The sequence below is a fragment of the Neobacillus drentensis NBRC 102427 genome, from assembly GCF_001591445.1.
Taxonomy (GTDB): Bacteria; Bacillota; Bacilli; order Bacillales; family Cytobacillaceae; genus Neobacillus; species Neobacillus drentensis.
On the sequence record NZ_BCUX01000013.1, the window covers coordinates 66330 to 79671 of the forward strand.

12 protein-coding genes are annotated in these 13342 nt (G+C 41.0%); 10 read left to right on the forward strand and 2 right to left on the reverse strand.

Going from position 1 to position 13342, the window contains the following annotated elements; translation table 11 throughout:
* Positions 1-6 precede the first annotated feature (6 nt).
* The gene (locus BDR01S_RS08215; RefSeq protein ID WP_066251399.1) at positions 7-486 is read left to right on the forward strand and encodes a CBS domain-containing protein; all 480 of its coding nucleotides are present in this window, start codon (positions 7-9) and stop codon (positions 484-486) included.
* 150 nt (positions 487-636) lie between these two features.
* Here the strand turns inward: BDR01S_RS08215 and BDR01S_RS08220 are convergent, their stop codons facing one another.
* A complete protein-coding gene (locus BDR01S_RS08220; protein ID WP_066251401.1) occupies positions 637-2055 on the reverse strand; it encodes a sigma-54 interaction domain-containing protein in 1419 nt (472 codons plus the stop codon).
* A 354-nt stretch (positions 2056-2409) separates the two neighbouring features.
* Between BDR01S_RS08220 and BDR01S_RS08225 the strand changes: the two genes are divergently transcribed.
* Genes BDR01S_RS08225 through BDR01S_RS08235 form a run of 3 tightly spaced genes read left to right on the forward strand, consistent with a single transcriptional unit; the run spans position 2410 to position 5196 of the window.
* Positions 2410-2604 carry a DUF3311 domain-containing protein gene (locus BDR01S_RS08225; RefSeq protein WP_066251403.1) on the forward strand — a complete coding sequence of 65 codons (195 nt, stop codon included), beginning with the start codon at positions 2410-2412 and terminating at the stop codon, positions 2602-2604.
* Entirely contained in the window at positions 2604-4082 is a 1479-nt protein-coding gene (locus BDR01S_RS08230) for a sodium:solute symporter family protein (protein WP_066251406.1), read from the forward strand. Before BDR01S_RS08225 ends, BDR01S_RS08230 begins: the two co-directional genes overlap by 1 nt.
* A 22-nt stretch (positions 4083-4104) precedes the next feature.
* On the forward strand, positions 4105-5196 hold the full coding sequence (locus BDR01S_RS08235) for a M20 metallopeptidase family protein (RefSeq protein WP_235846519.1): 1092 nt from the start codon (positions 4105-4107) through the stop codon (positions 5194-5196).
* A gap of 120 nt (positions 5197-5316) precedes the next feature.
* Here BDR01S_RS08235 and BDR01S_RS08240 read toward each other — a convergent pair whose 3' ends face one another.
* Positions 5317-5922 carry a TetR/AcrR family transcriptional regulator gene (locus BDR01S_RS08240; RefSeq protein ID WP_066251412.1) on the reverse strand — a complete coding sequence of 202 codons (606 nt, stop codon included), beginning with the start codon at positions 5920-5922 and terminating at the stop codon, positions 5317-5319.
* A 295-nt stretch (positions 5923-6217) separates the two neighbouring features.
* Here BDR01S_RS08240 and BDR01S_RS08245 point away from each other — a divergent pair, with 295 nt between their 5' ends.
* The 6 genes from BDR01S_RS08245 to BDR01S_RS08270 all read left to right on the forward strand — a co-directional run bounded on the left by BDR01S_RS08245 (position 6218) and on the right by BDR01S_RS08270 (position 13285).
* Complete coding sequence (locus BDR01S_RS08245; protein ID WP_066251415.1) at positions 6218-7816, forward strand: ABC transporter substrate-binding protein; 1599 nt, start codon at positions 6218-6220, stop codon at positions 7814-7816.
* A gap of 64 nt (positions 7817-7880) precedes the next feature.
* Positions 7881-8825, forward strand: a complete 945-nt coding sequence (locus BDR01S_RS08250; protein ID WP_066251418.1) for an ABC transporter permease — start codon at positions 7881-7883, stop codon at positions 8823-8825.
* Positions 8826-8837: 12 nt separating this feature from the next.
* Complete coding sequence (locus tag BDR01S_RS08255; protein ID WP_082797352.1) at positions 8838-9737, forward strand: ABC transporter permease; 900 nt, start codon at positions 8838-8840, stop codon at positions 9735-9737.
* A gap of 23 nt (positions 9738-9760) precedes the next feature.
* On the forward strand, positions 9761-11806 hold the full coding sequence (locus BDR01S_RS26580; protein WP_066251419.1) for an ABC transporter ATP-binding protein: 2046 nt from the start codon (positions 9761-9763) through the stop codon (positions 11804-11806).
* Entirely contained in the window at positions 11803-12603 is an 801-nt protein-coding gene (locus tag BDR01S_RS08265) for an HpcH/HpaI aldolase family protein (RefSeq protein WP_066251421.1), read from the forward strand. Before BDR01S_RS26580 ends, BDR01S_RS08265 begins: the two co-directional genes overlap by 4 nt.
* Positions 12604-12634: 31 nt before the next feature.
* On the forward strand, positions 12635-13285 hold the full coding sequence (locus BDR01S_RS08270) for an RraA family protein (protein ID WP_066251424.1): 651 nt from the start codon (positions 12635-12637) through the stop codon (positions 13283-13285).
* The last annotated feature ends 57 nt before the right edge of the window (positions 13286-13342 follow it).

Below are 13342 nucleotides of genomic sequence, written 5' to 3' on the forward strand. Positions count from 1 at the left end.
ATCTGAATGCAAGTACGTGATTTCATGATTCGAAAAACTATTACAGCCAAGACTTCAATGACTGTGAAAGAATTAATTTCTATTTTAGAAGGTAATCGAATTGGTGGTGTACCAGTCGTTGATGATAAAGGAAATTTAGTTGGTATTGTTTCAGATGGGGATATCGTACGTTTTCTTTCTCCACATAAAGAAAAACTATATTTAACTTACTATACTGTGTATGTAGAAGAAGCCCAAAAAATAGAAGATATTTTAAGAGAAAGAATGAATACTCCCATTGAGCAAATTATGATAAAGAAAAATATTAAGACCTTAGCACCTGATGATGATTTTGAAAGCGCTATACGATTAATATCCAGACATCATTTTAAAAAGATTCCAGTAGTGAATGGAGCAGGTAGAGTTGTAGGGATAATAAGCCGTGGAGATATTATCCATAGTTTATCAAAATCAATATTTAAGGAAGAATCAGTCCAGGAACAATAGACTAAATACTCACCAGCACCCCCTGTGTTGCCACATACATTCGGCACATGTGGAGTGGGGGTGCTATTAAAGGTAAAGGTGGAATAGTTTTGGTGGGTTGACCTCTTTCACACTAAAGCGTTTCCTTTTCCTCGTTGCGTTTACCAAAAACTAAATCTCAACCAATTCCTTCTCACTAATTCTCAAATTGAATTTTTTTAATCGACGAATAATATAGGATTGGGATACACCTAGTTTTTTGGCTGTTTTCCAAGTGCTATTCGTTTCGTTATAGGTTTTAATTAAAACGCTTTTTTCAATCTGATCTAAATAGACTGGTAAACTCACTTCTTCAACGTTTTGAAGGAGTAATTGTTGAGACTGCTGAATGGGGAAGTCGCTTGGTAAATCATCTATATCAATTTTTGGCCCAGCAGATGTAATCACTAATCGTTCCATTAAATTTTCAAGTTCACGAATATTTCCTTCCCAGCTGTAATTGTATAAGGTATCCATTAAGTTTTTGGATAAATAATGTTGATGGCCATATTTTTGGTCGAATTTACCTAAGTACAAATTCAAAAGTGGAATAATATCCTCTCTTCTTTCGCGTAATGGTGGAATTTTCATAGGAAGGATGTTTAGCCGATAAAATAAGTCCTTACGAAATGCTCCTTCCTTAACGCGTTCCATTAAATTTACATTGGTGGCTGCAATAATTCGCACATCCGCTTGTTGTACTTGATTATCCCCAATCATTCGATATGTCTTGTTTTGTAAAATTTGCAGAAGCTTTGATTGTAAATGAAGAGGGAATTCCCCGATTTCGTCTAAAAATATAGTCCCCTGGTCAGCCGCAGCAATTAAACCGAGTTTGCCATTCGCATTGGCCCCTGTAAATGCCCCTTTTTTGTACCCAAATAATTCAGATTCAATGAGGGATTCTGGAATTGCACCGCAGTCTAAATGAATAAACGGTTTATTATTACGACTACTTAGCTGATGAATTCGATAGGCCAAGGCTGTTTTCCCAACACCTGTTTCTCCATTTAATAGAATTGTTGTATCGATATCAGCAATCTTTTGAGACCATACAGAAATGGTTTGGGCAGCTTTACTTTTTCCGACATAGAAATCTTCATTCTGTTGATTTTTTTGCAAGATTAGTTCGCGAATTTGCTGTTTATATAGTTGTAAAATAGATTCAACTTTTCCTAATTCACTTGATTGATTGATAGCTTGGGATAGTTGTCTTGCATGGGTAACGATATATTGAATATCCCCGTTCTCGTCTGGAATGTAGTCACCAGAAACAAGCAACTGAACATTATTTTGAGTAATCTGGGCGGTACTAATAAACCGTTTTTGTTCGATAACAAGCCTTGCGATAGAAGGTGAAAATAATCCTTGTTTTTCCATTTTAAAAACATTTTGACCAATCAGTTCACCGATTGAAAAAAAATCATCGGCTGCTTGGTTCACCCACAATACATTCCCATTGTTTTCGATAATCCAAATAGGATCTTTTAATGAATTAAGAATCTTTAAAAGTAATTGCCCATCAAATTTTTGTAAGACTTTTGCTGTCAAAGTATTTCCCTCGATTCATATGTAATTACCGCATGCCAGAAAAGTTTTAAACCCTCAGTATTGATTCATAATCGACTCATTTTGAACTCCTATACAAGTAACTATAGCATATAATAAGGCGTAGTTATACGTTCTTCGACATAATTTGAGTCCAATTAGAATCATTAAGTCAGAATGGAATTATGAATCAAACATAGAATTATTCGAAAGTACTGATTTATCATTGTTTTATAATTGGCATGCTTCTTGCATCTTTATAAAATGTACTCAAATATATGGAGAATCTGGGAGAAGTCATGAATCGTATGAAACGGTTTGTAAAAACTTTATTAAAAGTAGAGGAGGTTGGTTAATTTGAAACCATTCTATTTTCTGGCGTTTATTCCGGTTGTGGCTTTCCTTATCGGTGTACCTTTAGTGAATCGGATTAAACCTTTTGTATTAGGGCTGCCTTTTTCAATGTTTTGGATCGTATTGTGGGTTATTTTAAGTTCTTTAATTCTATTTATTTTGTATAGGCTTGATCAGCATGATGAGGAGGTGTCATAATGAATATTTCATTAATGATTATGATAGCCGTTGTTATCTTTTGCATGTATACAGCTATAAAAGCAGGTAAAGGAAAAAATGACAAATTGGAAGAGTGGGCATTAGGTGGACGAGGCATGGGCGCTATCATTACTTTCTTCTTATTAGCTGGGGAGTTTTTTACCGCCTTCACTCTAACTGGGTTAGTAGGACTAGCCTATAATAGTGGGATTGCGACTCTTTATATCATGTCATATATTTCGATCGCATGTATTATTGGCTATTTTCTATTACCAAAAATTAGACATTATAGTAAAGAGCATAATCTAATTTCACAAGGAGACTTTTTTGAGAAGAAATATAATAGTCCGTTTTTAGGGAAGCTTATTACAATCGTAGGAGCTATTGCAATTATTCCAACAATAGTAATGGCATTAAAGGGGATGGGGCTGATTGTGTCTGTCGCATCCTACGGGGCAATATCTTCTAGTGCAGCAATTTGGTTTGGAAGTATTATTGTCTTAATCTATACATTAATTTCGGGACTTCATGGATCTTCTCGTGTAGCCATTATTAAGGATATTCTTATGTTTGGTGTGCTACTATTTTTGGGTCTTTACTTCCCATTCCATTATTATGATGGAGTTGGATCGATGGTTAAGGAGGTTGCAGAGGTTAAGCCTCAAGTATTAATATTTCCAGATACAGGTCTAAGTCTTGTATGGTATGTCTCTACTGTCATATTAATGTGTTTAGGGTTATATCTTTGGCCAAATTCATTTTTATCGACTTTTGCAGCGAAAAATGACAAAGCTCTTCGTAAAAATACTATTTTAATGCCGTTATATTCATTAATGCAGCTATTTGCATGTCTTGTCGGATTAACTGCGATATTAGCGATTCCAACTCTATCAGGAGCGGAAAGTGATTTGGCATTAATTAAGTTAGTATTTGAAACATTTGATCCATGGTTTGTAGGATTCATTGGAGCAGCGGGAGTATTGGCTTCTTTAGTGCCGTGTTCTGTTGCGCTCATTACAATTGGTTCAATGATAGCTTCAAATATTTATATGCCGTTGAAACCAGATACTTCAGTTCGGAAGCAAATGAATATTGCACGACTTTTCGCAATTGCTGCAGCGATTATTAGTATATACACATCATTAAATTCACACGGTGCAATCGTATTCCTGCAATTAATTAGCTATAACTTTATTATGCAGCTATTCCCAGCTCTTATTTTTAGTTTACAGAAGAAAAACTTTGTTACGAAGCAAGGTGCAATCAGTGGTATTGTCATAGGTGTATCATTAGCATTATACTCCGCAGCGACAGGTACAACTGCGGCAACACTATTCCCGAACCTACCTTCATTTATTTTAGATATTAATAATGGTTTAAATATGTTAATCATTAACGCAATCGTAACGGTAGTTGTCAGTCTTGTAACTCAAAAATCAACAGAGGAAAGTCAAAGTTTAGAAAGTGGGATTATATAAAATGAAAATTCAAAATTATAAATTGGCAAAAAAACTACGACACGAATTGCATCAACATCCTGAACTTTCTAACGAAGAGGTTTGGACAAAACAACATTTAGTGGATTTTTTGAAAGCGAATACAGAACTAGAACTTGTAGATAAAGGAAATTGGTTTTACGCAATATATCGAGCAGGAACAGATAAACCAAATATTGCTTTCCGTGCAGATTTTGATGCACTTCCTATGGATGAATTCATCGAACTGCCATGGGCTTCTCAATACCCTGGAAAAGCACACAAATGTGGTCATGATGGCCACTCAGCAACACTAGCAGGATTTGCACTTGAAATCGATCAAGTGGGTGCAGATAAAAATATCTTTTTTCTCTTTCAACCTGCTGAAGAAACAGGAGATGGTGCTATTCAATGTGTTGATTTCATTAAAGAACACAATATTGATGAAATTTATGCCTACCATAATATGAGTGGATTTCCTTACAAGATCATAGGGATTATCGATGGAACGATAATGTGTGCATCTAGAGGGATGACGATACATCTAGAAGGTGCTCCTACCCATGCCAGTCAGCCAGAAAAGGGGATCAATCCATCTTTCGCAATCGGTAATATTCTCGGAGCGATTCCTGTTTTCACCTCACCGAAAAAAAACAAAGGTCTTATCCTATGCACAGTTGTACAAATCGATGTAGGTGAAAATGCTTTTGGTATTGCTGCATCAAAAGGGGATCTTCGTATGACAATACGTGCTCTTTACGAAGAAGAGTTGGATCGACTACAAGAAAACCTTGAAAACTTTGCAAAAGTTCAGGCTGAAGAATTCGGATTAAAAGTAAGTTTCCAATATAATGATGAATTCCCGGAAACGTTCAATCATAAAGAAAGTGCAGATAAAATTCGTTTGGTTGCAAAAGCAAAGGGAATGGAATTAGTTGAAGTGAAAGAAGCATTCCGTGCTTCTGAAGACTTTGGCCACTTTACAAAGTTAACAAAAGGTGCATTTTGCTTTATTGGAAATGGGGAAGATTATCCACATATTCATACGCAGGAGTATGACTTCCGTGATGAACTGATTGAATCAGGAGTTGAACTATTCAAGGGGTTAGCTAAATAGGAATAAGCTGAACTAGTTCAAACCATTAGTTTAACTTTGAAAAATCCAGCCCCAATAATCTAATCAGGACTGGCTTTTAACCATATTAATCTCGGGCGTGTATTTGTCATTAAGTAGCCCTTATTGTTTTACACACTCCAGTTTCGGATCAAAAGTATCAAAAAACGGGACAAGCAGCGTCATATGTTCTGGTCCTAATTTATCTGTAGACTGGAGCATCCAGTCGAAGATAATTCCCCTAGTATAAATGAGAATCATGTGGGCGATAAATCCTGCATCCATATCGCGGCGGAATTCACTTTGCTCCTGTCCTTTTTGAATAATCACTTTAAAATGGGTAAACATTCGCCGTTCCTTCGAAATCATGTAGGAAGGTTGTTCGTCATTGATTTGCAAGGTATAGATTGCCTTCGTCCATTCTCTGCGGCTCTCATTTACATAATTGTACATTTCTTTGCATAGGGCGATCAATTCTTCTTTATTAGTTTGATAGGTTTGTGATGATACTCTGGTGATTACTTCCTCATCAAGATCAAACCAGGAACTAAGGATGATTTCTCCTTTATTTTTAAAATGATTATAAAAAGCCCCTTTGGTGACCCCGGCTTTTTTGCAAATGTCGTCAATTGTCGTATTCTGGTAGCCTTTTTTAATGAAGAGCTCCAAACTGATCTGGTTCAGCGTATTGCGCGTTTGTTTTGCTTCTTCCCTGCTTTTTCGAGCCATTTTGATATCGCTCCTTTACTCAAAATTCATTTTTTCCATATTGTGTAATCCATACGTAAATCATAGCACAGAATCAAATCTATCAAAATTAGAAAAAAATTCAATTGCACTTTTTATTTTTTTAAATTATTGAAAAATTCAAAAATCTATAGTAAGATTAAAAACATCAATTAGATACTAGGGTATCTAAAATGATAAAGTATATCTTTGGTTTTATCAATCAGAAAGGAGGTAAACAGGGAAAAAATTATTGTTTTTCTAAAAAAGATTAAGAGATTTAAAGGAGGGTTTTTTTATGGTCAAAAGTAAATTAAAGTTTTTATATCTTAATGTCATGATTGGTTTAATCATTGCTGTTATCCTTTCCGGCTGTTCGGGATCAAAATCCACTACCACAGATTCTGCATCCTCCTCGCAGAAGCAGGAAAATCCAGGAAATCCACAGTATGGCGGGGTATTAAAAATTTCCTCACCTATTGAACCCGCCAATTTAGGGCTGCCGCCTGAACAAGTTGGAAGCGGTTTCGTACACATGATGACACCAGTTCTTGAAACACTTGGAAAATTTGATGAGAAGGGTGAAATGCAGCCATTACTGGCCGAAAAGTGGGAAATGGATCCACAAGCAAAAACTATCACTTACTTTTTGAAAAAAGGCATTAAATTCCACGATGGCACTGACTTCAATGCAGAAGCTGTGAAATGGAATATTGAGTTATTCCAGCAAGCCAAACGCGGCGAAGTAGACGGGATTAAGTCGATTGATGTAGTTGATGAAAGCACAGTCAAGATAAATCTAGCCGATTGGAACAGCAGCTTGAACAACGCGCTCTGTTTCTGGATTCAAATGATTTCGCCGACTGCGTATGAAAAGAACGGAAAAGACTGGGCAACTACCCATCCAGTGGGCACCGGTGCATTCGCGTTTGACAGTTGGGAGCGCGGAGTTTCGATTAAATATAAGAAAAATAAAAACTACTGGCAAGAGGGCCTTCCATATCTTGATGGGGTAGAATACAAAATCATTCCAGATGCAATGACGGCCTCCGCTGCCTTCCAGCAAAGAGAAGTGGATGCATCATTCTATTTACCGGTTGATAGGGTCCTAGAATTAGAAAAGAACGATCAGTACAAAGTCGTCACACTTACAACAGGTCTTGGCAACAGAGAAAACGGGCTTATCCCGAATAGCGGAAATCCGGATTCTCCGTGGGCAAATGTGAAAGTCAGAGAAGCGTTAGCCTATGCGATTGATGCAAAAACAATCGTCGAAAAGGTCCTAAAAGGCGGCTATGAAGTAACAGACCAGTGGGGACCAATGACAGGTTCTTCTTACAATAAGGATGCAAAGAAATATGAATTTAACCCTGAAAAAGCGAAGAAATTGCTAGCTGAAGCAGGATATCCGAAGGGCTTCAAAACGAAGCTTCTCTCCTGGCCAGGCCTTGAGCATGAATCACTGCCGCCTGTTTATCAGAGCTATTTAAAGGAAGTTGGAATTGATGCGGAAGTTGTGCCTGTTGATACGGCTAGAATGTATGACCTGATTGGCACCAAGTGGGACGGGCTGATGTACTTTGACGTTATTACCTCCCCAGACCTGCCGCTATACATGGAACGTTACTTAAGCAAAAAAGCTAAATTATACGTAAACATTGACCATCCGGAAAAAGTCGAAGAGCTCATTAAAAAAGGTAAAGCTGCAACCGATCCGGAAACAAAGCAGCAGGCAAACCTTGATTTACAGAAGGCTGTCTTCGAGGAAAACCATATGTTCTTCCCATTAGCGGTTACGACGATGCCAATTGTCATGTATCCGAACATTCAAGACAGCGGATTTAATGAAACATATGGCAATGTGTATTCTCCAGAAAAGACATGGCTTTCAAAATAACGAAAAACTTTGGGGGGATGATGCTTCATCTTCCCCTCTTATCTAACAGAAAAGGAGAGCTGTCATGATTGCGTTTATTATCCGCAGGCTATTGCAGACCGTCATTGTTTTGTTTATGGTTACCCTCATCGTATTTTCCATTCTGCAGGTTCTGCCGGGCGATCCCGCACGGACTTTGTTAGGACCTGAAGCCTCACCGGAACAAGTAGAGCAAATTCGCGACGAATTAGGGCTAAACCGCCCGCTGCCAGTACAATATATCACCTGGGTTGAACATGCCGTCCAAGGAGATCTGGGCAAGTCGATTGCCATTAAAGAAGACGTAACGGGAATTATTGGCGAACACTTACCAAAAACCCTATATATCAGTATTCTTTCGATGGTATTAGCCATCGTTATCGGGGTACCGGCCGGTATTATTGCCGCCATTAGAAGGGGAGGAAAAATTGATTCCCTCATTTCCGTCGTCTCAAACTTTGGAATGGCAGTACCTGCTTTCTGGCTCGCTGTTTTATGTGTTTATTTCTTCAGCCTCAAACTGGGATGGTTTCCGGTGCAGGGATATACCTCCCCATTTAAAGATTTCTGGTTAAGTACACAGCAGGTCATTATGCCTGTTATCTGCCTTGCCTTTGCGGCGCTCGCTTCCTTTGCCCGCCAGACTAGGTCGGCCATGCTCGAAGTGATCATGCAGGATTTCACCAGAACGGCCCGTTCCAAAGGACTAAAAGAAGGAACCATTATTATCAAGCATACATTGAAAAATGCCATTATTCCTGTTATCACCTTAGTGGGGCTGCAGGTGCGAAACATCGTGGGCAGTACCATATTTGTTGAGCAGGTCTTCAATATTCCGGGTATGGGACGGCTAGTCGTTCAAAGTATCTTCAATCAAGACTTTGTTGTCGTTCAGGGCTGCGTACTCGTCATTGCCATTATCGTTGCCTTTACCAATCTATTGATTGATATTTCATATGGCTTTGCAGACCCACGGATACGGATTAAATAAGGAGGGACAAAGATGACAACAGAAATCATCGCTTCAGAAAAAGTGGTTGAACAAAAGGTAAAAAAGACAAGTAATAAAAAGCGGTTTCTTCGTGTATTTCTTGCCCGAAAAACGGTTGTTGCGAGTTTGGCCATTATCTTCATTATGATTATTTGTGCTATATTTGCCCCGTTAATTGCCCCGTTCGATCCATATAAACAAGACTATACGCAAATCCTTGCAGACCCATCTCTCGCCCATCCATTAGGAACGGACTTGATTGGAAGGGATGTCCTAAGCCGGATTATATACGGCAGCCAGGCAGCGCTGCTAGTCGGTATGGTATCCGTCGCCATTGCAAGTGTGATTGGGATCATCCTTGGATTATTTTCCGGCTATGCTGGCGGGTTGATTGATGCCGTTATTATGAGAGCAATGGATGCCCTCATGGCGATTCCTCCTATTATATTGGCGGTGGTTTTCGTCGCAGCCTTTGGCGGCGGTTTAAAGAACGTCATCATTACGTTAGGCCTTTCGCTTGTACCGACTTACGCACGATTAATGCGGGGCCAGGTACTAGCAATCAGGGAATCAGATTATATTGTGGCACAAGAGCTCATGGGCTCGACGAACATTAGAAATATGATCAAGCATGTACTTCCAAACTGTCTTTCACCGCTCATTGTCTTGATCACCCTAAACTTTGGTGTGGCTATTTTGGCTGAAGCTGGACTCAGCTTTTTAGGACTTGGAATTGTTCCGCCAAAAGCTGCTTGGGGTTCGATGATTAATGACGGATATAAATATTTATTATCCAATCCAATCCTTTCTTTTGCCCCTGGTATGGCAGTCGTACTGGTAGTGGTGGCCTTTAATATTGTCGGAGATGCATTAAGGGATGCCCTTGATCCGCGTTTGAAAGGTAGCTTGTAAGAAACAATGGGAGGTGTACATAAATGAGCCATTTGCTCGAGGTTAAAAATTTACAAACACAATTTACAGTTGACCGCAATGTCGTAAAAGCAGTTGATGGCGTTTCCTATTACGTGGATGAGGGAGAAATCGTCGCGGTCGTCGGCGAGAGCGGCAGCGGGAAATCCGTTACGCAATATTCCGGCATCCAGCTAATCCCAACGCCCCCAGGGAAAATTGCCGGCGGGGAAGTCCTGTTTAATGGGAAAAACTTGCTTCAGATAAGCGGGGAAGAACTGCGGCAGGTACGCGGCGGGGAAATCGGGGTGGTGTTCCAGGAACCGATGACGTCACTGAACCCCGTATTAACGATTGGTTATCAAATTATCGAGACAATTATCCTCCATTTAAAGATGAATAAGAAGGATGCCCGCAAACATGCGATTGAATTGCTGAAAAGTGTCGGGATACCAGATGCAGAAGAAAGGATTGACTATTACCCACACCAATTCAGCGGCGGCATGCGGCAAAGGGTGTGCATTGCAATGGCGATGGCCTGCAAACCGAAGATTCTAATTGCGGATGAAGCGACGACAGCGCTTGATGTTACCACACAGGCGCAAATCTTGGAGATGCTAAAAGATATTGTAAAGGAAACAAAAACTTCTATTGTATTAGTGACCCATAATTTAGGGATTGTGGCCCGCTATGCAGACCGTATTTATGTCATGTATGCCGGTGAAATCGTCGAATCGGGGACTACGAAGGAAATTTTTTCAAGTCCAAAGCATCCTTACACGATTTCCTTATTGAATGCCATCCCTAGATTAGATGACCCAAAAGGACGGCAGCTGATTCCAATTGATGGGATTCCCCCATCCCTGATTAACAAACAGGACATTTGTGCTTTTTTGCCAAGATGTCCGCATCGGACGGCGGCCTGTTCATTCAAGCCTGCGCCAAAGCTTGAGACTGTAAGTGGCAGCCATTATTCGGCTTGCCATGAAGATATAACGACGGAGGCGATTAAGGAAGTGGCCGCTGCTAGGGCCACTTCGGAGGATTCTTCTGCAGATGCGTTCAATGACAATCAATCGGATAATGAAAACCTTTTAGAGGTTAAAAACTTAAAAATGTATTTTCCAGTCACAAAGGGGATTCTGAAGCGCAAAGTGGCGGATGTCAAGGCCGTGGACGATGTCAGCTTTTCGATTAAAAAAGGGGAAACCCTTGGGTTGGTTGGGGAAAGCGGCTGCGGGAAAACAACGATTATTCGCAGTATTTTACGGATGTACGAACCGACTGCAGGTGATGTGATTTTTGACGGACAAAACATTGCCAAAATGCCAAAGCATAAACTGCGTCCCATCCGCCGAAACATCTCCCTTGTGTTCCAGGATCCGTTTAGTTCACTCGATCCTAGGCAAACGGCGGGAAGCATTGTCGGCGAACCATTGATCATTCATAAATTAACGAAAACAAAAGCTGAATATGAGAAACGCGTCAATGAATTATTCGAACTTGTGGGTCTAAATCCTGAATGGAAAAACAGAGTTCCCCACGAATTCAGCGGCGGGCAAAGACAGCGGATCGGAATTGCCCGCGCATTGGCGAGCAACCCTTCGTTTATTGTTTGCGACGAGGCCATTTCCGCATTGGATGTGTCGATTCAAGCGCAAATTATTAATCTATTAGAAGATTTACAGAAAAAGCTCGGTCTTACCTATCTATTTGTCGCTCACGACCTTTCCGTTGTCCGCCATATCAGCGACCGGGTCGTGGTGATGTATCTAGGCAAGATTATAGAGGTGGCAGATTGGAAGTCACTGTATGAGAACCCGCTTCATCCTTATACAAAAGGATTGCTTGCGGCAGTACCAATACCAGACCCATTTGTTGAAGAAAACCGGGAACATGTGATGCTGGAAGGGGAAATCCCAAGTGTGATGAATCGGCCAAAGGGCTGTGCCTTTTTTAACCGCTGTCCAATGGCAACCAAGGAATGCAGCGAAGCGGAGCCGCCGCTTGTTGAAACCGAAGAGGGGCATAGTGTCGCTTGTATTAAAGTTGGAAAGGAAGTTAGAGTATGAGCCATACGAAGAGAATCGATCAAGCATTACAAACAAGGGGATTCGCGGTTGGAACCTTTATTTCCTTTAACAGTCCTGACGTAGCCGAATTTGCCGGCCACGCCGGGTTCGATTTTATCCTGCTTGATGCAGAGCACAGCACCTTTGCTTTTGAAGGTTCAGTTGAAATGATCCGTGCCGCTGCGGCTGGCGGGACTGCTGCCGTCGTCCGGCTTCCATCTAGTGAGCATTCCGGCATTACGAAAATCTTGGATGCCGGCGCAGCCGGGGTACTGATAGCGAACGTCCGGACAGGGGAAGAAGCAAGAAGGATTGTGCAGGCAGCGAAATACGGACCTGCCGGCAAACGGGGATACAGCCCCAGCCTCAGGGCGATGGATGGTTATAAAAACAATAAGGAGTACCGCGAGTGGAGCGACAACAACCTCTTAATCTGGGTAATTATCGAAAGTGAAGAGGCACTCGAAAATATTGAAGATATTCTCGATTCCGGCATCACCGGCATTATGCCCGGCCCTTACGATTTATCGATGGCCATGGGGTACGAAGGAGACACGACACATCCGGAAGTCGTAAAAGCATTATACCGTGTAAGTGACCTTGCGGTTAAGAAGGGCGTCGATCTCGCCGTTTTTTCCGAGGTGCCGGAAGGGGAAGGTGCGCTAACTCCTTACGAAATCGCGGATTCTTGGAAAAATCGCGGAGCCCGGTTTATTCATTTTAGCACAGACCGGATGATCATGGCGTCTGGCTACCGAAGGATATTAGATGGGTTGAAGGAATCGCAGGGCGTTTAGTTTTATAAAAATTGGAAGGGGAAATATGAAAATGATTACTATAAATACTTCAATTAAAAGACCGGACCCTGAATTGGTAAGACAATTGGGGGAGATTACTCCAAGTGATTATGGCCATAATCTTAATTTTCAATTCATTACCGCAAGCAAAATGAAGCCGTTATTTCAGATTGAAACGCCTTTTGCAGGCACGGCGGTAACGGTACGAACCCCGCCCAACGATACGGCATTAACCTGTAAGGCACTGGATTATATCCGGCCCGGCGACATAGTCGTGATTGATGCAAACGAAGAGGAACGTTATGCATGTTGGGGTGAAGTGATAACCAGAATTGCGATGGAAAAAGGGGCAGTAGCCGCGATTGTCAATGGAGCCATTACGGACACCATTGCCATAAGAGATTTAGGGTTTAAAGTGTATTCGCATGCAGTGTCGCCTATGACGACGAAGTTCTACGGCCTCGGCGGCGATATCAATGTTCCCGTTTCTATTTCCGGCTGTGTCATCCAGCCTGGAGACGTGATTGTCGGCAGCAATGACGGGCTTTTAGTCGTGCCGCAGGATGAAATTGCATTGTATTTAAAGGTTGGGAAAGAGGCAAAGGAATTAGATGAGCAAAACCTCCGAGACATAAAAATGTTAGGAGCGGAAACTCTCTTGCGCCGCTGGAATGCAAATTGAGGGGATAAACTAGACTGTCTTTAATAGCGCCCTAGGGGGAAAATCAATAATTCACCA